18 protein-coding genes are annotated in these 20095 nt (G+C 70.0%); 7 read left to right on the forward strand and 11 right to left on the reverse strand.

The window, feature by feature from the left end; all coding sequences use genetic code 11:
* The first annotated feature begins 195 nt into the window (after window positions 1-195).
* Entirely contained in the window at window positions 196-1416 is a 1221-nt protein-coding gene (locus FHR37_RS23750; protein WP_092880724.1) for an RNA polymerase sigma factor, read from the forward strand.
* 60 nt (window positions 1417-1476) lie between these two features.
* On the opposite strand, the gene FHR37_RS32010 is transcribed toward FHR37_RS23750, so the two are convergent.
* Complete coding sequence (locus FHR37_RS32010) at window positions 1477-3504, reverse strand: HNH endonuclease signature motif containing protein (RefSeq protein ID WP_238344812.1); 2028 nt, start codon at window positions 3502-3504, stop codon at window positions 1477-1479.
* Window positions 3505-3715: 211 nt separating this feature from the next.
* Between FHR37_RS32010 and FHR37_RS23760 the strand changes: the two genes are divergently transcribed.
* Window positions 3716-4294 carry a GNAT family N-acetyltransferase gene (locus FHR37_RS23760; protein WP_092879584.1) on the forward strand — a complete coding sequence of 193 codons (579 nt, stop codon included), beginning with the start codon at window positions 3716-3718 and terminating at the stop codon, window positions 4292-4294.
* A 266-nt stretch (window positions 4295-4560) separates the two neighbouring features.
* The gene (locus FHR37_RS23765; RefSeq protein WP_092879581.1) at window positions 4561-4953 is read left to right on the forward strand and encodes a DUF2237 family protein; all 393 of its coding nucleotides are present in this window, start codon (window positions 4561-4563) and stop codon (window positions 4951-4953) included.
* 25 nt (window positions 4954-4978) lie between these two features.
* Here the strand turns inward: FHR37_RS23765 and FHR37_RS33265 are convergent, their stop codons facing one another.
* The 8 genes from FHR37_RS33265 to FHR37_RS23805 all read right to left on the reverse strand — a co-directional run bounded on the left by FHR37_RS33265 (window position 4979) and on the right by FHR37_RS23805 (window position 14714).
* Entirely contained in the window at window positions 4979-5539 is a 561-nt protein-coding gene (locus FHR37_RS33265) for a DUF402 domain-containing protein (RefSeq protein WP_092879578.1), read from the reverse strand.
* Between the two features lie 14 nt (window positions 5540-5553).
* Window positions 5554-6099, reverse strand: a complete 546-nt coding sequence (locus tag FHR37_RS23775; protein ID WP_092879575.1) for a hemerythrin domain-containing protein — start codon at window positions 6097-6099, stop codon at window positions 5554-5556.
* A 133-nt stretch (window positions 6100-6232) separates the two neighbouring features.
* Entirely contained in the window at window positions 6233-6565 is a 333-nt protein-coding gene (locus tag FHR37_RS23780) for a plasmid stabilization protein (RefSeq protein ID WP_092879572.1), read from the reverse strand.
* A gap of 119 nt (window positions 6566-6684) precedes the next feature.
* Window positions 6685-8829, reverse strand: a complete 2145-nt coding sequence (locus FHR37_RS23785; RefSeq protein ID WP_092879569.1) for an ABC transporter substrate-binding protein — start codon at window positions 8827-8829, stop codon at window positions 6685-6687.
* A 98-nt stretch (window positions 8830-8927) separates the two neighbouring features.
* Window positions 8928-11192 (reverse strand): heparinase II/III domain-containing protein, encoded by a 2265-nt coding sequence (locus FHR37_RS33270; protein WP_092879567.1) that lies wholly within the window; start codon window positions 11190-11192, stop codon window positions 8928-8930.
* Window positions 11189-12919 carry an extracellular solute-binding protein gene (locus tag FHR37_RS23795; RefSeq protein WP_092879564.1) on the reverse strand — a complete coding sequence of 577 codons (1731 nt, stop codon included), beginning with the start codon at window positions 12917-12919 and terminating at the stop codon, window positions 11189-11191. Before FHR37_RS23795 ends, FHR37_RS33270 begins: the two co-directional genes overlap by 4 nt.
* A 44-nt stretch (window positions 12920-12963) precedes the next feature.
* Window positions 12964-13851, reverse strand: coding sequence for a carbohydrate ABC transporter permease (locus FHR37_RS23800; protein WP_092879561.1), 888 nt, complete (start codon window positions 13849-13851; stop codon window positions 12964-12966).
* Window positions 13851-14714, reverse strand: coding sequence for an ABC transporter permease (locus FHR37_RS23805; protein WP_092879558.1), 864 nt, complete (start codon window positions 14712-14714; stop codon window positions 13851-13853). The genes FHR37_RS23800 and FHR37_RS23805 overlap by 1 nt, the downstream gene beginning before the upstream one ends.
* 305 nt (window positions 14715-15019) lie before the next feature.
* Here FHR37_RS23805 and FHR37_RS23810 point away from each other — a divergent pair, with 305 nt between their 5' ends.
* Entirely contained in the window at window positions 15020-15967 is a 948-nt protein-coding gene (locus tag FHR37_RS23810) for an AraC family transcriptional regulator (protein ID WP_092879555.1), read from the forward strand.
* On the opposite strand, the gene FHR37_RS23815 is transcribed toward FHR37_RS23810, so the two are convergent.
* Entirely contained in the window at window positions 15952-16593 is a 642-nt protein-coding gene (locus tag FHR37_RS23815) for a DUF1918 domain-containing protein (protein ID WP_092880722.1), read from the reverse strand. The genes FHR37_RS23810 and FHR37_RS23815 overlap by 16 nt on opposite strands.
* A gap of 507 nt (window positions 16594-17100) precedes the next feature.
* On the opposite strand from FHR37_RS23815, the gene FHR37_RS23820 reads away from it, so the two are divergent.
* The 3 genes from FHR37_RS23820 (at window position 17101) to FHR37_RS23830 (ending at window position 19112) form a co-directional block, all read left to right on the forward strand.
* Window positions 17101-17859, forward strand: a complete 759-nt coding sequence (locus FHR37_RS23820) for a S1C family serine protease (RefSeq protein ID WP_092879552.1) — start codon at window positions 17101-17103, stop codon at window positions 17857-17859.
* A gap of 91 nt (window positions 17860-17950) precedes the next feature.
* Window positions 17951-18403, forward strand: coding sequence for a nitroreductase/quinone reductase family protein (locus tag FHR37_RS23825; protein WP_092879549.1), 453 nt, complete (start codon window positions 17951-17953; stop codon window positions 18401-18403).
* Window positions 18396-19112, forward strand: coding sequence for a class I SAM-dependent methyltransferase (locus tag FHR37_RS23830; protein ID WP_092879542.1), 717 nt, complete (start codon window positions 18396-18398; stop codon window positions 19110-19112). Before FHR37_RS23825 ends, FHR37_RS23830 begins: the two co-directional genes overlap by 8 nt.
* Here FHR37_RS23830 and FHR37_RS23835 read toward each other — a convergent pair.
* Entirely contained in the window at window positions 19105-19860 is a 756-nt protein-coding gene (locus FHR37_RS23835; RefSeq protein ID WP_139238752.1) for a TNT domain-containing protein, read from the reverse strand. The two genes, FHR37_RS23830 and FHR37_RS23835, sit on opposite strands and share 8 nt — an antisense overlap.
* Window positions 19861-20095 lie beyond the last annotated feature (235 nt).

Consider the following 20095-nt stretch of genomic DNA (forward strand, 5'->3'; position numbering starts at 1 on the left):
CCGGGCGGCGGTCCGGCGGTCCGGGCGGCGGTCCGACGGGTCGGCCGGCGGGCATGGTCTGATGGGGCCGTGAGGGCAGAATCCCAGCTCGCCGGCGACCCGGCCGACCAACCGACTGTCCGGCCGGACGCCCACCCCGACGATCACCCCGACGATCACCCGGACGCCCATCGGGCGATCGAGACGGTCTGGCGGATGGAGTCCGCGAAGCTGATCGCCGGGCTGACCCGGATCGTGCGCGACGTCGGCCTGGCCGAGGAGCTCGCCCAGGAGGCGCTGGTCGCCGCCCTGGAGCAGTGGCCCACCGAGGGGGTGCCCCCGAAACCGGCCGCGTGGTTGATGACCATCGCCAAGCGGCGCGGGATCGACCGGCTGCGGCGGGAGGAACGGCGCGACCAGAAGTACGCCGAGATCGCCCGTGACCTCGACGTCGAACAGGGCGACCACGCGGCCGAGGTGGCCGCTGCCCTGGACGACCACATCGAGGACGACCTGCTCCGGTTGGTCTTCGTCGCCTGCCATCCGGTGCTGTCCACCGATGCCCGGCTGGCGATGACCCTGCGGGTGATCGGCGGCCTGCGTACCGACGAGATCGCCCGCGCCTTCCTCGTACCCGAAGCCACCATCGCCCAGCGCATCGTGCGCGCGAAACGCACGCTCGCCGCGTCCGGTGTGCCGTTCGAGATCCCCGAGGGTGCCGACCGTGCGGCCCGGCTGTCGTCGGTGCTCGAGGTGATCTACCTGATCTTCAACGAGGGGTACGCGGCGACCGCCGGTGACGACTGGCTGCGGCCGGCACTGTGCGACGAGGCGTTGCGTCTGGGGCGGATCCTGGCCGAGCTCGCACCGGGTGAGGCCGAGGTGCACGGGCTCGTCGCGCTGATGGAGATCCAGGCGTCGCGGGCGAGCGCGCGGGTGGACGTGTCCGGGGAGCCGGTACTGCTGCTCGACCAGGACCGCGGGCGCTGGGACCAGCTGCTCATCCGCCGGGGACTGACCGCGCTGGAGCGGGCCGACTCGCTGGGCCAACCAGCCGGGCCGTACGTCGTGCAGGCCGCGATCGCCGCCTGCCACGCGCGTGCCCGTACGCCGGAGGAGACCGACTGGACCCGGATCGTCGGGCTGTACGGCGTACTCGCCGCGATGGTCTCCTCGCCGGTGGTCGAACTCAACCGTGCCGTCGCGGTGGGGATGGCCCGGGGGCCGGCGGAGGGGCTCGCCCTGGTGGACGCGCTGGTTGCCGAGGGTGCGCTCGCGGAGTACCACCTGTTGCCGTCGGTACGCGGAGACCTGCTGGTGAAGCTGGACCGGCAGGAGGAGGCGCGGGCGGAGTTCGAGCGCGCGGCCTCCCTTACCCGTAACGAACGTGAGCGTTCCCTGCTTCTGGGACGTGCCGCCGACTGCGCCTCCGGGTGAGCCGGGCTCGGGCTCTGAAGTGGACTTACGGGTGTGCCGGCTTTCGGGCATGGTCGTCCCTCAGAACGGTGGCAGGTCGTCGTCGGCCGACCGTGTGCCCGCAGTGGCGGGTGCTGGTTCGTCGACCGGATCGGTGAGGGCCGGCGCTGTGCCTTTGTACTGGCGGCCGAACGGATCGGTCAGGGTGTGTTCGCCGGGCCCGGTCTGCTTCAGTTTCCAGTCCCTCTCGGTTTTCGCCTTGTGGTGACGTGGGCACAGCGGCGCGATGTTGTCCACGGACGTTTCGCCACCGTCGGCGTACTCGGTGTTGTGGTCCAGGTGACACGTCGCTGCCGGACGGCGGCAGGTGGTCCACACACACCGCTGGTCGCGGGCATGCACCAGCTCGGCCTGCAGTCCGCGCAGGAACCTCGCAGGTATCGGATGCAGATGCAGTAACCGCCCGGTGACCGGATGGGTGATGCCGACACTGAAGCGGGCTTCGGGATTGTCGAGGTGGTTCGCCACGATCCGGCGAGCCACCTCGGTGATGATGGGCCCGACTCCGCCGAGCTCACCGGGCTGGGTGGACAGCCCCATCAGGGTGGTCAGCGGCATGTTCAGCTGCACCTTGGCGCGCGTCTTGATCGGACCCCAGCTCGGCTGCGAAGAGGTCCACGGCGGCGGTGGCGGTGTGGAATTGTCTGTCGGCGGATCAGGCCGACCCAGCGGATCAGGCGGATCAGGCGGATCAGGCCGACCCGGCGGATCAGGTGGATCCGGCGGATCCGGCGGATCCGGCGGCTCGGCGTTGCGGGCTGCGGCCTCGTGGGCGGCGGTGTCGTGGACTCGGACCCCGTTCATCGCGGCCGCACCACACACGGTGCAGCTGGCCACCGGTGCCGGAGAACAGTTCCCACACTCACACCAGCTGTCGTGCAGGTCGTGGTCGGGGAACCGGTGAACAGCACAGTGCCCCAACTCGTCCTGGTCGGTATCTCCCTGCGCCCGCTCGCTCTCGGGCTGGGCGTCGTCTCGGGCTCGCGGCTCGTCTTCGGCCTGTTCGGCGTCGTCTCGCTCCTGCGGAGATTCGGCTTCCGCCGGGCGCTGCACAGAGTCGTCCTGCCCAGAGTCGTCCTGCCCAGAGTCGTCCTGCTCAGAGCCGTCCTGGGCCTGCTCCTCCGACTGTTGCTGCTCGGAGTCGTCCGGCCCATTGCCGTTCTCCCCAGAGTCCTCGTGCGCAGACTGGTGCTCAGTCTCGCCCTGGTCGGCGGTGGTTGTGGGGGCGGAGCAGTCGATCATGTCGGCGGTGCCGCTGAGCAGGGAGAAGGCGACGTCCGCGCGCAGTTGGCTCAGCTTGCGCGGGTCACCGGCGGACTTCACCGCACGCGCGATCGCGTCGATGTAGCCGTACGCCTCGGCGGCCTGGTCAGCGGACAGTCCGCGGATGGCGAGGTCGGCGACCCCGTCGACGGCGGGCCAGATCGCGACGTTCCGCCCGGTCCGCGCGGCACGGTGCCGTTTACCGGCAGCCTCGGGGTCGGCTTTCACGACCTCGGACTCGACCTTCGCCCGCAACAACCCGCCCCGAAGTTCCAGCACCTTCGGGAAGATCGCGTCCTCGACCGCACCCCACAGATCTGGCTTCGCGTCGGTGATCCGGTCCACGATCGCCCGCACGTCGGGCAGCTCCAGCCCACCAGACGCCAGCGCCGCACGCACACGCGGCAGACGCGGCAGGGTGAGGGCCAAAGCGAGGTACCAGCTGGCGCGGTAGCCCGACCACCGCAGCAAAGGTTCCAGCACGGCCTGGGTCATCGGGTCCATCTCGGCACTACGCACAGCCGGCTCATCAGGCATACCGGGTTCGGCGTAGGCCAGCTCGTTCACCTCCGACAGACACTCGGCCTCCGCCCAGCCGATCAGCCGCCGCCACGCCCTGGCCCGCTCCTCCACCTCAAACCCGTTACACACCCCGCGATCCACCGACGCCAGCAGCACCGCAAGCCGCGGCCCACCCCGCACATCAGCGAACCCATCCGGCAGCACCCGGCGACGACCCGGGCCATCGCCCAGGTCGTCGCCGAAGTACTCACCGCCGTCGCTCATGCGTTCGAGTTTACCGCTCAAGATCAGCTCACGCTCGCGGGAAACCCCTTACCCACAAGACGAATCCGCGTCAATCTCAACTTGACCGAAAGCACGGCAACGTCGACCCACGTACATCCGACACCCGCCGCCGATACCCACATCGGGACCGCCCTGGCACCATACTCAGCACGCCGACCGCCGGCGTACCGGCGAGGACGGATGGACGACGATGAACCCTGCGGTGACAGTCCGGCCGTTCGACAAGGCGACGGACACCGATGCGGTGGGCGCGATCGACCGATCGTTTCGCACCGACGAGGCCATGCAGGTCTCGCGTACCGACGACGGCTTCGAGCTGACCGAAGTACCCAGCAAACGACTCACGAAGGTATTCCCGCTCGACCTGGACCAGCAGACCGACCACGGCCGCTGGGACGCGGCCTGGGTCGCCGAAACAAACGACGGCGGATCACCGGCAACGGTGGTCGGTTTCGCCGCCGCCCGCTTCTCCCGGTGGAACCATCGGGTCGAGCTCTACCACCTCTACGTCGACGCCGCCCATCGCGGTAAGGGCATTGCCCGTGCGCTGCTGGACCACATCGACGAGGATCCGCTGATTCGCGAGCAGGGGCACTGCGTGTGGCTGGAGACCTCACACCTGAACGTGCCCGGAATCCGTGCCTACCGAGCACTGGGCTTCGAACTCTGCGGCCTCGACCTCGAGCTCTACTGCGACCCGCCGAGCGGACCGAGGGAGATCGCGCTCTTCTTCGCCCGTCCCCTCCCCTGGCACACCGAGCAACCCTGAGCTTCCACCACGGCTACTGGTCAGGCCCGCCCGTCACGCGCCCACATCTTCCGTTCGTACGGCACAGCCCAGCGCACACCCCGGGTAGGCCCTTGATCATTTCGCGTTACTGGACTACACCTGTTCGCGAATGTTCGTCAACGAAAGTGCGCCGGCTTTTTCCTCGCCGTAACGGAGTTGGCCAGGACGCGGCCGCGCGCGGACAGTCGTGGCGCGCGGACGGCCGTGGCACCCGTCACCGGCGTGGACATGGCAGGCTGTGCGGGATGAACGACGACCGGAACGTGCTCGGCGGTGAACTCGCCCCCTGCGGGACCGACCCGGTGACCGGCTTCTACCGGGACGGCACGTGCAGCACGGGACCGGACGATCTCGGCAGCCACACGGTCTGCGCGGTGGTCACCCAGGAGTTCCTTGCGCAGCAACGCGAACTCGGCAACGACCTGGCCACGCCGAGGCCGGAGTTCCACTTTCCCGGCCTACGCCCCGGCGACCGCTGGTGCGTGGTGGCCGCGCGCTGGCTGCAGGCGCTCGAGGCGGGGGTGGCACCGCCGGTCGTACTGGAGGCGACGAACGCCCAGGCCACGCAGGTCATTCCGCTGGAGACGCTGCGCCGGCACGCCGTGGACGTACCACCGGACATCCGGTCGCTCACCTGAGCGGTCGCTCACCTGAACGAGGGGCTCACCTGAAAGAGGGGTCGGCGGCGACCGTCAGCCAGCGCAGCGCCGAACCGTCGAACGGCGGTTCGCCGGCCAGCATCAGCGCCGCCACCTCGGCACAGGAACGCCGGGCGGTCTCCACGTGCCGGGCCGGGACCGAGTAGCGCGCGACGTCGGCGGCCATCTCGTCCTCGTCGAGGACGGTCACCACACCGTGCCGGTCGCGAACGACGTCGAGGGTCAGGTCGACGAACGAGACGCCGTCGGCGCCCACCCGCGCCGGGGTCGAGATGTCCACGCGGTCCGGCTCCACGCCGTCGAAGATCCGCACCGACCCGTCAGCGCGGTGGGCCCGGAAGCCGACCGGCGGCACGCCCATCCGTGCCACCCACCAGCAGTCGTACGGGTAGCAGAAGACCTGATCGGTCGAGTACCGAAGAATCGTGCCGCTGGCCCGCCGGACCGGGGACCCGGCCGGGAGCACGGCCCACTCGCCATGCTCGTCCCGGCCGAGTACGCGTTCGGACCACGACGCGTTGATCCGATCCGGATACTTCAGCTTGCGGGCGGTCCGAAACCCCACGCCGGCGGCCCGGACTACTGCGACTTCAGAGCCTGGGTCAGCTCTTCCTTCGACATGCTCGCCGTGCCTTCGATGCCGGCGTTGCGTGCCTGGATGAGCAGTTCTTCCTTGGTCTCCTGGCCGGGCTGCTCGCCGATGTGCTTCTCCCGGCTTGCCGCGAACGCCTTGCCAAGATCCTCGCGGCGCGCGTCGTCGAGCCGGTCGCGGAGCCCGGGAAGAACCTGGCTCTCCTCCTCGTCGACGTGGTGCTGCACCGCCTCGACGAACTCGTTCAGCTTGGACTCGAAGCTCGGGTCCTGAGGATCGGTGGCCTTCAGCCGGGCAAGGAGTTCCTCGGCCTCGGCGTGCTCTTCCTGGCTGTGCGCGACCTCGTCGGTCTCTCCCGCCTCGCCGCGAGCCACGGGGTAGACCTCGGCCTCCTCGGCCCGGGAGTGTGCCACGAACAGGGCCGACAGCTCGGGCAGTGTCAATGCCCGCTTGTCAGGCTCGTTCTGCAGGACGTCGAACAACCGCTCGACCTCGCGATGGTCTGCCATGATCAGGTCGACGACATCCGCCATAGGTGTTTCCTCTCCCCGATGTTTCCAGCTTCTTTGGGCACGGCCGTCGGCCGCGTCGCCATTGCACCATGGTTCCTGGTTGGTCGCTTGTCGCGACGACGCGGCAGCGCGGGCGGCCGGAGGGTGACGCCGGTCACGTGCCGAGCGCGCGCTCCAGCTCGGACTTGGTCATGCCGGAGCGGCCCTTGATGTTGCGCCGCCGCGCCTCGCCGTACAGCTCCTGCCTGGTCCGCCCCTTCGGGCCGGACCGGTTGCCGGAGCGCTGACCACCGCGCTGCTGCGGCGACGTGTCCTTGACGGACTCCGTGCTGGCCTGGTCGGACTCACCGGACTGCGCGCGGTTCTTGTTCACCGTGCGGGCGGCGATCTCCTTGGCCCGGCCCTCGCCGGCGCCACGGTCCTCGGCGGACTCCTTGACGTGCTCGTACTGACGTTCGCGTTTGGAACCCCAGGCCTGCTGTGGCATCGGAAACTCCGATCTCCGTACTTCGCTTTCTGCGAAGCACGTACCCCGCGGCCGGGCGATCACACGCGGGCGTGACCGGAACAGGCCACGCCCGCCCGGTCACGCCCGGTGACATCCGCTCAGGAGTGCTGCGCGGGGTTGGTCCAGTAGAAGGCCTCCGGGTCGTACGCCGCGGGCGTGGGGTGCTGCCACGGCGCGATCAGGCCGTTCAGCTTGAGGTTCTCCCGCGCGGGTACGTTGCCGAGCTCCTGGTGGGCGAGCTCCACACACGGATAGTTGCCGACCACGCCCATGTAGAAGGGCCCTTCGGCGATGTGGATCTTGATCATGTCCCAGACGCCGGCGAACCGCTTCAGCGCGTCGGTCTCCACCCGCGCCTTGTCGTAGATCTCCCACAGCCGGGTCACCGGGTGTTCGGCCGGCGGCTTCTCGCTCGGCGGGTTGCGTTTCCACGGGTCGACGTTCGCGACCTTCTTCTCCCCGGGCGTGTTGCGGATCATGTCGAAGTTCGCGTAGAGGGGTGCCCAGAACGCGGCACTGAGCCCGTTGCCCACCGGGACCATCAGCTCCGGGCTGACCAGGCACTCGTGCACCGGCATCGCGGGGTTCATCCACGCGGTGTAGGCCATCAGCTCACCGGCCTGCCACTTGACGCCCCACTGCGCCGGCGGGACGGGGTTGCGGATGACGTCCAGCCCCAGTGCCTTCCAGTACTTCTGCAGCAGGTTGCCCATCTTGTCGCCGTCGGCGCTGGCGTCGGCCGCCTGGTCGAGCCGCAACCGGAACCGCCCGCCGTCGGGAAGCTCGCGCAGCCCGTCGCCGTCGCGGTCCACGACGCCGATCTCGTCCAGCAGCTTCTTGGCCTTCTCCACGTCGTGGGTGACGTAGCTGTCCCGCCAGGACTCGAAGGTCTTCTTTCCTTCCGGGTCGGCCAGGCAGTCCGAGGCCTTCAGGCTGTAGGTGCCGGTCGTCTTGTAGCCGGTGTTGAAGAACACCGCCTTCTGCACCTCGTCCCGGTCCACGCCGTGGGACAGCGCCTGCCGGAACTTCGGCTCGTTCAGCACCTTGCGGATCGCCGGATCCTTGTAGTTGAGGTTGAAGAAGAACAACGAGCCGCAGCCTGATCCGCTGTCCCACAACAGGACGTTCAGCTTGCTCTTCTTCGTCACCGCCTTGAACCCGGACACGTCCGCCAGCGAGATGCCCATGAACGTGCCGTGCGCGTAGTCGACGTCGCCGTTCTGTACGCGCAGCTTGGAGACCTGCGGATCCTTCACCGCGGTGAAGGTCAGCGTGTCGACGTAGGGAAGCTGGTCGCCGTCCGGGGTGACACACCAGTAGTACGGGTTGCGTTCCCACACCATGGTGCGGCCCTCGTGGTAGGACTTCAGCCGCCACCCGGTCATCGTCGGGCAGTCCGGGTTGATCCCGAAGTTCCGCTTGGACTCGAAGGTGTCGACCCACTTCTCGCCCAGCCCGCCGGTGTAGGCGGGGTGGTACTTCACCAGGTAGTGCTTGGGCACGATCCAGGTCGGGCCGTTGCCGTTCTTCACCCAGTTGGCGATGTACGCGGCGGTGAGCGGCGCGGAGGTGCTGAACTTGATGGTGACGGTGAGGTCGTCGGGCGCGGACAGCTCCGCGACCTTGTGGTCGGCGGCGATGAGCTCGGCAGGCGCCACCTCGGGATGACGCTCGTCGAGCACCATGTCCTTCCACCAGAACATGATGTCGGCAGCCGTGCAGGGTTCGCCGTCGGACCAGCGCAGCCCCTTGCGCAGATGCAGGGTCCACTCGGTCTGGTTGGCGTTGGTGTCCCAGCTCTCCGCCAGGCCCGGGCCCACGTCGAGGGCGTCGTTCAGCCAGCGCAGCGGCGAGTGGCCGTACATGAACTCCTTGACCACACCGCTGGCGGTGTCGTCGACGATGAGCCGCAGGTTGCCGCCGTACTTCCCGCGCCGCAGCCAGTTGTGCGGCAGCACGTACGGCTTCACCGGCAGCCGGTCGCTCACCTTCGGCAGCGAGCCCGCCTTCACCTGCTTGGCCAGCAGTGGTGACTCGGAGAACTTCGCCGGCGTCGGTAGCGCCTTGGTGCTCGACCCCTTGCCGGTGGCCGCGGATTTCGTCGGTCCGCCGTTCGCGGCCGGGGTGGCGTCCCCACCACCCGAGCACGCGGCCAGCATCGCCGCACCGGCGGCGACGGCGGAACCGTGGAGGAAAGCCCGGCGGCTGAGCCGGGACGGGTGTTTCGCCTGCTCACTGCTCATGCGACCCCAATCAGTTCGCGCTCACGTTAGGTCGAGCGCGGTGCGGCCGCCGGACCTCCGGCCGGTTCCGGACGTCCGGAATCCGCCGTCGCGGAATCTCACCAGGGGTCGGGGAGGACGCAGGTGTACGTGGTGACATCGCCGTCGGTGTGTTGCTCCACCACCGCCCCGGGTGCCGCGTCGGTGGACCCGTCGGTGGTGGACCCGTCGGTGGAGGCTTCGCCGCCGAACGACACCGACCACCGGTCCAGGCCACCGTCGGCGAGGGTGACGTCGAGGCGCAACGGACCGCCGGCCGCGAGTTCGTTCGTACGCCAGGAGACGGTCCGCACTGCGCCGCTCGTCCTGTCGGCTCCCACGGGTCCGTCGACCGGCTCCACCACGGCCGCGAAGCTCACCCGCGGACCGTGTGAGCGGCGCAGCAGCGTCGCCTGGCGTTCGGCCGGCGGGTTGGACGGCGAGGTCGCCACCAGCGCGATCGCCTCCTCGGGGTCCAGCCCCCACATCCGGGTGCCCGCCCCGTCCACCTCCCATGCCGCTTCCCACGACGCCGCCCCACCAACCTCGGCAGGCAGCCGGCGTACGTCCTCGAGGTACTGGTACTCCTCGCCGCTCGGTGGTCGGCCGGGCAGATCGAGGTCGGCGGTGAGGTCAGCGGGGGCCGGTGCGACCAGCGTGCCCCGGTGGTGCCAGGCCAGGTCGACCGGCTCCGCACCCGCGGTCGTGACCAGCACGACGTCGAGGAAGTAGCCGCCCGGCGCCGGCTTCCACAGCACGCACCGGCGAACCGTCGCCCCTGCGTAGGCGGGGATGTGCACCCGCCGGGGTTCGCGCAGCCACGACCCCTGGGGTCCCCTGTCGGCGTCCGGGTCGACCGGCCAGGAGACCGCCGCGTCTACCACACCTGGCCGACCCGCGCCCGGTGCGACGTGGGTGAGCAACCGGCCCTGCGCCTCCGGCTGCGACACCTCGCCGATCACCACGGTGTTGTGCGCGAGCGTCTGCCGGAACCACGGCCCCTGCAGCGGTGAGTTGTACGCCGGGGACCCGGGGTCGGGCGCCAGCCGGACGCCGTACGCGTGCAGGTCCAGCATCAGCTTGTCCGGGTGGCCGTGCCCGCCACCGTGCAAGCCGTACTTGACGAGCAGGCTGCGCTCGGTCCCGCCTTCACCGTCGGACAGCACGGCGTACCCGCTGGCCGGATGCACCGCCCGCCGCGGCCAGGACGGCCGGGGCGACGGGGAAGACCGGGAACTCCCTGGGCCAACCGTCCGCAGGTCCGGGCCCATCAGCAGCGCCGCCTCCGACAACCGGGGAACGCCGCGGTCGTAGGCCGTCCGCAGGAACGCCGCGTCCGCCGGGTCGTTCCACAGGCCGTACGCCTGCTCGTAGTGCGCGGCGTATCCCCCGACACCCAACGGCAGCGCGATGCTGATCCAGCCGTCGTTCAGCGCGGGCAGGCTCAGGTCGGAACGCAGCATGGTCAGCGGGGCGACGAACGTCGACCGCAGCCGCGGCGAGTCGAGAAAGCCCGGGTCGACATGGCGCAGGGCGAGCGCGGACGACAGGACGGCGGACAGCATGTAGAAGTGGTACGACGGCGAGCCCTCCGCCCACCAGCCGTCGTCGAGGATGCCCTCCCGGAGCTGTTCGGTCAGCCCGTGCGGATGCGCGAAAGCCGTGTCCAGGAACGACTTCTCGTCCAGCTGCACGCCGAGCGTGGTCAGCGCGGCGAGGTGCCAGCACTCGATGTTGTGGATCTTGTGCAGGAGGTTGTCGGTGACGTGGGCGCCGAGGTTGTGCAGCAGGTCGGTCTCGATCCGCTCCCGGTCCGTGGCGCCGAGGGACTCGCGTACACCGTCGTAGGCGTAGGCGATCCCGATGGCCCATACCGCTTCCTCCAGCGACTGGCCGGTGACCCGGCCGTGGCCGACGTGCTGCCCGTGCGGTGGCAGCTTCGGGTAGCGGTCCGCATAGTCCAGCAGCAGGCCGGCCACGTGGTCGCGGTAGCGCTCCTGCCCGGTCGCCTGCCACACCAGCGCGCAGGTGGAGAGGCCGTTCAGGATGTGGCCGTTCAGCACCGAACGCCAGCCGCCGTCGAAGGCCTCGCCCCGCCAGACGGCGCCGTCCACCGGGCACGGGTGCTCGTGCGGCCGGTCGGGGTCGAAGTCCAGCAGCACCACGTGGTCCGGGCAGTAGTACGCGTGCCCCCACCCGGCGCCGACCTCGGCCGGCCGCAAGCCCGCGTTGACAGCCTCGTCGGCCCGGGCCAGCAGGTGCGTCCACGCGGGGGCGAAGTCGACGTCCCGGCTGCGTGCCCGCAACCGGTCGTACTCCTGCCCGGTCCGTAGCGGACGGCTCACGAGTTCCCCTTCCGCGCGGCCTTCTCGGCGGCCAGGCCCTTCTCCAGTTCGGACCTGATCTGGTCGCCGCCACCGGAGCGCCACCGCTTGCGCATCTCCTTCAGGGTGCTGATCGGACGGCGCCCGGTGATGATGCCGTTGGTGTAGTCCTGCACCAGCGCGGTCAGGGCGTCGCCCTTGGTGAAGTACGTCGCGGAGTCGATGCCCGCGGTGGGGTCCTGGGCGAACGCCTTCGACATCTCCTCCACCAGCTGCTGTGCCTTGAGCGCGTCGCCGGGAGCGTTCGGGAAGTAGTAGCCGATGCCGGGAATCGCCATCAGGGACAGGAAGCTTTCCGCACCCATCTTCGGGTCGGTGGACGCCACCGGGACGCCGTTCGCGTCGTACTTCCACTGGTGGCCCTCGACCCCCATGTGGGTGAGGAACCACTCCCGGCTGCCCAGCGGCGCGGCGAGGTAGTCGATGACCCGCAGCAGCTCCTCGACCCGGCCCTTGTCCTTCACCGACGTCGGAATGCTCAGCATGCCGTAGTAGCCGAGGTCGGCCGGGACGATGCCGAGGCCGCCGTCGTGGCCGGGCGGCACCAGCACGTCGGTCTTCGCCTTCGGGTCCCGGCCGGCGATCTCCCGGCGGGCGCCGTTGACGCCGTAGTACTGCTCCGGCCCGTTGATGTTGAGGATCGCGATCCGGCCGGCGGTCCAGTAGCCGTGGTACTGCGCGGGGTTGGGCGTCAGCGTGAGCACGTTCGGGTGGATCAGACCGGCCTTCCACAGCTTGCTCGCGAACGCCAGCGCGTGCTCGTACTCCTCCGTCTCCAGGTCCTTGGTGAGGCTGCCGTCCTTGTGCAGGCGCCAGTTGACAGGGGCTCGGTAGACCTGCAGGCCGCAGAAGCTGAACGCCACGTCGATGGTGGCGATGGGGTAGGTGTTCGGCCCGCCGCCGGTCTTCATCGCCTTCAGCCAGGCGAACAGCTCGTCGAGGTTCCTGGGCTTGTCGGGCATGCCGCCCTTCTCGGCCCAGTCCTGGCGGTAGGTGACCGTGCCACCGATGGCCTGCGGGCGGTAACAGGGAACGCCGTACACCGCGCCGCTGATCCGGGAGTTCTTCCAGGCGTACTCGGGAACCAGCGCCAGGTTGGCGTACTTCTTCACCTTGTCGCCGCCGAGGAACTCCCGCAGGTCGTAGAACACTCCCTGGGGTAGGAACTTCCGGGCCGCCCGGCCGCGGTAGCTCGGCTCGTTGGTCACGATGTCGGGCAGGTTGCCGCTGGCGATCGTGGTCACCAGCTTCTCGCCGTAGCTCTGCGCGGGAACGACTGTCGACTTCAGGTTGACACCGAGCGCCTTGTTCACCGCCTGGTGCCAGACGTTCTGCTCCAGCGGCGTCGGCGGTGCTCCCCAGGTGATCGTGAAGCTGGTGACGTCACCGCCGCTGCCGGGTGTCTTCGGCACCGAGCGGTAACCGGGCCTGGGGAGCTTCTCGAACGCCGGCGGGATGGCCGGATCCGCCGACAGGTGAGCACCCGGAATCTCCTTCCTGGCAACGGTCACCGGCAACGGCTCACCGTTGTCGGCGCCGCCCGAGCCGCCCGAGCCACCGGAGCCACTCGTGCCCGTCCCGGTACCGCCACCACTCGAACACCCGCTCAGGACGGCGCCGCCCAGCGCACCGGCGCCGAGCAGCAGCAGGTCCCGGCGGCGAAGCGCACGGTCGAGTTCGCTGGTCATGGTTGTCTCCTTCTGACCTCGGCACCAGCCCTGGTGGGCCGGCCTCAGCCCTTGATGGCCCCGGTGAGAACGCCCTTGGTGAAGAACCGCTGCAGGAACGGGTAGACCAACAGGATCGGTACGGTCGCCAGCACGAGCACCGTCATCTGGATCGTCTCCGGCGTGAGGTGCACCTGCGTCTGCTCGCGGGCCGCGTCGCCGAGCGGCTCGGCCTGCAGCACGTACTGGCGAAGAATCAACTGGATCGGCCACATCCGCGGCTCGTTGAGGTAGAGCATCGCCTCGAAGAAGGAGTTCCAGTAGCCCACGCCGTAGAAGAGCGCGATCACCGCCAGCACCGCCTTGGACAGCGGCAGCACCACCCGCCACAGGATCTGCAACTCTCCCGCGCCGTCGATGCGAGCCGCGTCGTACAGCTCCTCGGGGATGTTCATGAAGAAGTTGCGGATCACCACCAGGTTGAACGCGCTGATGGCGCCGGGCACGATCAGCGCGAGGTAGTTGTCCAGCAGGCCGACGCCGCGCACGACGAGGTAGCTCGGGATGATGCCGGCCGAGAAGAGCATCGTGAACAACACCAGCAACAGGATCGGCCGCGCTCCCGGCACCCGGCTGGTACGACTCAGCCCGTACGCCATCGTGACCGTGCAGAACATGCTGACCAGCGTCCCGACGGTGGTGACGCACACACTCACCACCAGCGCACGCGGGACGGTCTGCCCGGCCATGATGAGCTGGTACGCCGCCGTGGTGAAGCCCTTCGGCCACAGCAGCAGGTCTCCCGGTGTGTAGACCTTCGGGTTGGACAGGCTGACCGCGATCACGTAGATGAACGGATACAGCGTCACCACGACAGTGAAGGCCAGCACGAGCACCTTCAGCACGGAGACGAACGTGCTCGGCTTCTCCTGCCAGATCGGACGTGTCGCCATCAGAAGACGCCCTCCCCACCCAGCTTCTTGGCCGCCCGGTTGGCGCCCAGGACCAGCACGGTGCCGACGAGACCCTTCACCAGACCGGCCGCGGTGGCCAGGCCCCAGTCGCCGCCGTTGATGCCGCGGAAGTAGACGAAGGTGTCCAGCGTCTGCGCGGCGTCGGCGCCCACAGCCGGCTGCTGCAACAGGATCTGCTCGAAGCCGACCGACAGCACGCTGCCCAGCCGGAGGATGAGCAGCAGGATGATCACCGACGCGATGCCCGGCAGGGTCACGTGCCAGATCCGCCGCCACGGCCCGGCCCGGTCCAGCGCCGCGGACTCGTACAACTCCTGCGGGATCGCCAGCATCGCGGCGAGGAAGATGATCGTCCCCCAGCCGACCTCCTTCCAGATCACCTGTGCGGTCACGAGGACGGCGAAGGAGTCGGGGTTGCCGATGATGTCCGCGGCCTTCAGGCCGAACAGCTTGAGCACGTGGTTCAGCACACCGGTCGGGCCGAGCATCTGGTTCCAGATGGAGACGACGATCACCCAGCCGATGAAGTGCGGCAGGTAGACGACCGTCTGGATCCACCGGCGTACCCGCACGCTGATGACGCTGTTGAGCAACAGCGCCAGGGCAAGCGGGGCAGGGAACGCGAACACGATCTGCAGCCCGCTGAGCAGCAGCGTGTTGCGCAACGCGTTCAGCAGTTCGGGATCGCTGAAGATCTGCGCGAAGTTCGCCCAGCCCACCCACGGACTACGCCGGAACCCCAGGAACGGCGAGTAGTCCTGCCAGGCGGCAATGTTCCCGAGCAGTGGCAGATAACGGAACACCACGAAGAACAGCAGGCCCGGCGCGATGAGCACGTACATCCATCGTTCGCGCCACATCCGGTGCGCGAGCCCCAGCCCCGTGCCGTCCCCGGCAGGGCGAAGTCTTCGAGCACGTCGCGCTCGTTGCTGCGAGGAACCCCGGACGTCGGGTGCACTCGGTTTACTGGACGCCGTTGTCGTCGTCGACGTCATCACCCCCACAGACCCTGGCAGGTTGCGCCGTTGCGGAACTGAGGCCAGCCCCCCGACCCGGACGCACGCTCCGTAGGCGATGCCCCACAAGGATGAAGGTGGGATGCGGTCTCGACTAGGCCGTAGCCGACCGCTGTTAGTACGATCCTGACATGGCGCGGCGCCCGGTCGACTCCCCTGCGACCTATCGCCAGCACGACGTGTTCGGCCCGGGCCCGATGCCGTTGTTCGCCAGCGTCGTACGCCTCGACGGCGACCTCGAGGACCACGCCCACGACTTCCTGGAGATCGCCGTGGTCGGTGAGGGAACCGGCCGGCACCGCACCGCCACCGGATCCGCGTCGGTGCAGGTGGGTGACGTGCTGGTGTTGCGGCCCGGCGCCTGGCACGGCTTCACCGACTGCAGTGAGCTGCAGGTGGCCAACTGTTGTGTCGGTACGTCGGACCGGGTGGCCGACCTGAGCTTCCTGCACGTCGTCCCCGAGCTCCGCGAACTCCTGTGGACCGCGCCCGCGGCGGCCGGCCGCAAGGGCGTGCTGAGCACCCGGGTCGCGCCGGAAGCGGCCATGCTGGCGTACGCCGAGATCGGCCGGCTGACCGCGGCGTTGCACGGCGATGTCAACCGCGTCTTGCTGATGGCCAGGTTGCTGACCGTACTCGGCCATCTGGTGGGTACGCCGACACCGTTCCGGCCGGCGCCCGAGCCGAGGCCGGCGGTGGTCGATGCCGTCGTGCGGGCCCTGGACAACGAGCCCGAGTATCCCTGGACGGTCGAGCGGCTGGCCGGAATGGTCAACCTGGATCCGGCGTACCTGTCCAGGTTGTTCCGGCACCACCTCGGCCAGCCGCCGATCAGCTACCTCGCCCGGCTGCGGATCGAACGCGCCTCGGTGCTTCTCGCGGGTACGACGTTGCGCGTGGCCCAGGTGGGTGCGGCCGTCGGCTGGCCGGACCCGAACTACTTCGCCCGCAGGTTCCGCGCGCTGTCCGGCCTGAGCCCGACCGCCTATCGTTCGCGATGCCTGGTCTCGCCGAGCTCGGAGGGCCCGGTGGGCGCTCCGGGCGTCCCAGGACGTCTACTGGCTCAGCCGAACCGGTGAGGCCCGCCGGCGTAGTCCACCAGTACGCGGAGGACGTCACGGATCGAGACCACGCCGACGACCGTGTCCTCCCGGCGCAACGGGATGTGGCGTACCTCGCCGTCGCGCATCAGCGCCGCCACCCGGAGGATGCTGTCGGTGGGGCTGGCCCACACGGTGGTGGCGCCGACCAGGTTGTGCGCCTGGACCTCGTCCGGGTCGCTGTCGGCGGCCAGGGCGTGCACGACGTCGCGCTCGGAGATCATCCCCAACGGCGATCCCCGGTCCATCACCACCAGCGCACCGACGGCGGCGTCGGCGAGGGACACGGCGGTGACGCGCAGGGAGTCGTGCGCGTCGACGTTGGCGACCGGCGCGCCCATGATGCGTTCGACCGGGTCGTCGGGCCGCACCGGCCCGGCCATCTCCTCCGGTGCCTTCGTGGGCAGTTCCTCCCCGGCTCGCTGCCGGGGCAGCACCCGGGTGTCCGGGCCGGGGTAGAGGAGGGACTCGTGCCCGTCGTCCCAGTCCACGCGATAGTGCTCGGCGACCTCCGTGCCCAGCACCTCGCGCACCGTGCCCAGCCGGTTGGGCCGGTCGGTCACCTCCGCCTGCACGATGATCCGGTCGCCGACTGTCGCGTGCATGGCCGCCTCGCTCTCCACTCCGGTGCGCCGGCGCTCACCCCGGCGGCACAGACGTCTCGGGTGCTGACTGCACCCTGTCCACCGGCCGGTCCGGGCACCAAGGGCCGATGGTCCCCGCGGTCGGCCGCAGTGGGCCGGGTGCGGGCACGAATGCCCGGCGGGGCGGCCTCCCGGTAGGAAACCGGCACCCGTACGAGCCGCCGGATCGGCGGGGACAGCGGGGATACTGACAGGGTGTGGAGGTGGCGGAGCAGGCCTTCCGCACGCCCTGCCGACGCTCCCAGGAGCGAGCAGCCGCCGGACAATCGCCGCGAACTGTGGGTTCCGGAGGCACGCAGGCCGAGAGGTGCGGAAACCACCCCACCCGGTGCGGCCGGCGGGGCGGGCGCACCGACACGCGGTGACGGGCACGTCGGCCCCGCGGCACCGCCCGATCGGGGCCGGACGGCCCCCACGTTCCGCGGCTGGGCCCGGGAACACCTTGCCGTCCTTCTCGTACTGACGGCCGTGCTCGCCAGCCTGGTCGGCGGGGCGGTCGGCGCGGCGGCCTTCTCCCGGTTCACCGCCGGCCCCTCCGAGCCGACGGGCCGGCCGGTGATGCTGGCGGAGGGGCTGCCGCGGATCGTGCACCGGATCAGCCCGGCCGTGGTGGAGGTGCGTACGTCCTCCCTCGGAAGTCACGCCATCGGCAGCGGAATCATCCTCACCTCCAACGGGCTGGTGCTGACGAACTTCCACGTCATCTCCGGCGCGTCCCCCGCCGGCCGGATCACCGTGCAGACCGGCACCGCGGCCACGGCCGGCCCCGTCCAGCCGGCCACGCTGATCGGCGCGGACCCCAAGGCCGACCTCGCGGTCATCCGGATCACCAACGCCAGCGGCCTCGTACCGGCGCCGTTGGGCAACTCCGACCGGCTGACCGTGGGCGACCCGGTGATCGCGATGGGCGCGCCGTCCGGGCTGCAGGGCACGGCGAGTTTCGGCATCGTCAGCGCGCTGGACCGGCTGGTGCGGGTGGCCGGCCCGAGCCTGGGCCTGGCCGGCCAGGGCCCACCGGTCACCTACCGTGCCATCCAGACCGACGCCGCGCTCAGCCCGGGCAACTCCGGCGGGCCGCTGGTCGACCAGACCGAGACGGTCATCGGGATCACCTCCGCCGTCTTCGAGGGAACCAGCGGCAGCGGCATCGGCGTCGGGTTCGCCATCCCGATCAACGACGCCGAGAAGCTCGTCCGCGCGATGGTGGTGCAGTACGGGCCGAAGTGACCGAGGTCCCGACGGCCGGAACACCGACGCGGTCGCGGTCGTTCTTCCGTCCGACCACCAGCGCAGACCACCAGCGCGGAAAGGCGTCGCGATGAGGACCAGTACGGCCGCCAAGGACAGGCTCGTCCGGCTGGGCACCGGCGCCCACCGGGCCGTCTTCAGTGCCACGAAGGGGCGGGTCTTCGGCCGGGCGCTCGGCATGCCCGTCATCGAGCTCGTCACCGTGGGCCGCCGGTCCGGCAAGGAACGCTCCACCATGCTGACCGTCCCCGTCGTCGACGGCGACCGGCTGGTCCTGGTGGCGTCGTACGGCGGCGACGACCGTCACCCGGCGTGGTACCTCAACCTGCGCGCCCACCCGACCGTCCGGGTGACCGGTCTGGGCGCCACCCGGACGATGCGGGCGCGGACCGCGGACGAGGAGGAGCGCGCGGCGCTGTGGCCGCGGATCGTCGCCTCCTACCAGGGATACGCGAACTACCAGACCCGCACGAGCCGGAGGATTCCGGTTGTCGTACTCGAACCGGCCTACGCCGATGCCTGAGCTTCCCGAGGAGCGCGTACGCCGGCTGGCCGCGGAGTCGCTCACCGCGCACGATCCGATCGGCTGGTTCGAGCGGCTGTACGCCGAAGCCGGGGCCGCCGGGAGGTCCGAATCAGGCGGTGAGCCCGTGATCCCGTGGGACCGGGAAACTCCGCACTCGCTGCTGGCGGACTGGGCGCAGCGGCGGCAGCCGTCCGGGGCGGGCCTTCGCGCCCTGGTGGTGGGTTGCGGCTTCGGACGGGACGCGGAGTTCGTCGCACGCCTGGGATACGACACCGTGGCGTTCGACGTGTCCGCGACGGCCGTCGAGGAGGCGCGGCGCCGGCACGCGGGCTCACCGGTCGACTACGTCACCGCCGACCTGCTGGATCTGCCGGCCGGCTGGACGGGTGCGTACGACCTGGTGGTGGAGAGCATGAACGTCCAGGCGCTGCCCGATCCGCCGCGTGCGGACGCCATCGCCCGGATCGGCCCGCTGGTGGCACCGGGCGGGACGCTGCTGGTGATCGCCGTCGCCGGTGACGGCCCGGGCGGTCGCGTCCAGGGTCCGCCGTGGCCGTTGAGCCGGGCCGAGATCGACGCGTTCGCGACCGGAGAGCTGCGGCCGGTACGCGTCGAACGGATCCGGAACGACGCCGCCGACCCGGGCCGGTGGCGGGCGGAGTTCAGTTCGGCAGCGGACGTCGGTTCGGCAGCGGAGGTCAGTTGAGCGGCAGGAGGTAGCCGGCCCTGACCAGCCAGCCGACCGGGAGCTCCGGATCGGCCTGCGGGGCGTCGGGGAGATATCTGCTCAGCAGGTGGTATTGCACGTCCCCGCCTTCCTGCTGGAACGCCGGCGCGGCCGGTCCGCCGTCGGCGCGGAACTCCTCGATCACCAGGTAGGCGTGGTAGTTGCAGAGGTGCGGGTCGCCCGGGAAGGTGTTGATGCTGTCCGGCGGAATGGCCCGGCCTTCGTACGACGCGCCGAGCGGCGACAGGTAGCTGCCGCCCTCACCTCCGAAGCGGTCGATCTCGGTGCCTTCGGCCAAGGTGACGGTCCGCCTGAGCACCTTCGCGTTGGAGTAGCCGTCGGCGTGCGCGAACCCCGCGTCGGGTGGGTACTGCCAGGAGTTCTTCGCGGACAGCCAGTACCGCTTGACGAACCGGTGCGGGCGGACGTCACCGAGTGGGTCGTACCCCCGGACGATGTACCCCAGAATTCCTTTGTGGGGAAGGCGGACCGGACCGAGCCGGGGATCGTCGCCGACGTACGGCGTACCGCAGACCTCGGCGGCCGCACTGCTCTGGACATTTCCGGGCACACTTCCGGGCACACTTCCGGGCACACTTCCGGGCGCGACCCCGGGCACGACGTACTGCCCCGGCAGAGTCGCCGCCTGGGCACCGCCGGCCGCGAGCGCGATCGCCACCGCGCCCAGTGCCACGGTGAGCCCGACCCGGCGCATGAAACGCCTCATGATTCCCCCACACAGACGTGACCGCCCATCGAACTCCTCGTACCCATGGACCAGGTGGTGGCTAACCGATGGGCCAGATCACCGATCGCTGGACGGCGGTCGTGACCACGTTCAGCAGCCTGCTGACCGGGAGGCTCCGTGCGAGCGAACAGGCATCGTCGGGTGGCGGCGATCGCGGTCGCCCTGCTGGTAGGCGACGTCCGACCGCAAGATCCAGCCGGCACTGCGCCGCCAA

The sequence above is a fragment of the Actinopolymorpha cephalotaxi genome, assembly GCF_013408535.1.
GTDB classification, from domain to species: Bacteria; Actinomycetota; Actinomycetes; order Propionibacteriales; family Actinopolymorphaceae; genus Actinopolymorpha; species Actinopolymorpha cephalotaxi.

What these genes read in the sequence shown, in the direction of transcription:
- FHR37_RS23780 (WP_092879572.1), bottom strand. Translation starts at nt 6,565, where the DNA reads ATGCCACAGCAGGCCTGGGGTTCCAAACGCGAACGTCAGTACGAGCAC.
- FHR37_RS23815 (WP_092880722.1), bottom strand. Translation starts at nt 16,593, where the DNA reads ATGCACGCGACAGTCGGCGACCGGATCATCGTGCAGGCGGAGGTGACC.
- FHR37_RS23805 (WP_092879558.1), bottom strand. Translation starts at nt 14,714, where the DNA reads ATGTACGTGCTCATCGCGCCGGGCCTGCTGTTCTTCGTGGTGTTCCGT.
- FHR37_RS23835 (WP_139238752.1), bottom strand. Translation starts at nt 19,860, where the DNA reads ATGAGGCGTTTCATGCGCCGGGTCGGGCTCACCGTGGCACTGGGCGCG.
- FHR37_RS23750 (WP_092880724.1), top strand. Translation starts at nt 196, where the DNA reads ATGGAGTCCGCGAAGCTGATCGCCGGGCTGACCCGGATCGTGCGCGAC.
- FHR37_RS23800 (WP_092879561.1), bottom strand. Translation starts at nt 13,851, where the DNA reads ATGGCGACACGTCCGATCTGGCAGGAGAAGCCGAGCACGTTCGTCTCC.
- FHR37_RS23830 (WP_092879542.1), top strand. Translation starts at nt 18,396, where the DNA reads ATGCCTGAGCTTCCCGAGGAGCGCGTACGCCGGCTGGCCGCGGAGTCG.
- FHR37_RS23785 (WP_092879569.1), bottom strand. Translation starts at nt 8,829, where the DNA reads ATGAGCAGTGAGCAGGCGAAACACCCGTCCCGGCTCAGCCGCCGGGCT.
- FHR37_RS23760 (WP_092879584.1), top strand. Translation starts at nt 3,716, where the DNA reads ATGAACCCTGCGGTGACAGTCCGGCCGTTCGACAAGGCGACGGACACC.
- FHR37_RS23810 (WP_092879555.1), top strand. Translation starts at nt 15,020, where the DNA reads ATGGCGCGGCGCCCGGTCGACTCCCCTGCGACCTATCGCCAGCACGAC.
- FHR37_RS23765 (WP_092879581.1), top strand. Translation starts at nt 4,561, where the DNA reads ATGAACGACGACCGGAACGTGCTCGGCGGTGAACTCGCCCCCTGCGGG.
- FHR37_RS32010 (WP_238344812.1), bottom strand. Translation starts at nt 3,504, where the DNA reads ATGAGCGACGGCGGTGAGTACTTCGGCGACGACCTGGGCGATGGCCCG.
- FHR37_RS23825 (WP_092879549.1), top strand. Translation starts at nt 17,951, where the DNA reads ATGAGGACCAGTACGGCCGCCAAGGACAGGCTCGTCCGGCTGGGCACC.
- FHR37_RS23795 (WP_092879564.1), bottom strand. Translation starts at nt 12,919, where the DNA reads ATGACCAGCGAACTCGACCGTGCGCTTCGCCGCCGGGACCTGCTGCTG.
- FHR37_RS23775 (WP_092879575.1), bottom strand. Translation starts at nt 6,099, where the DNA reads ATGGCGGATGTCGTCGACCTGATCATGGCAGACCATCGCGAGGTCGAG.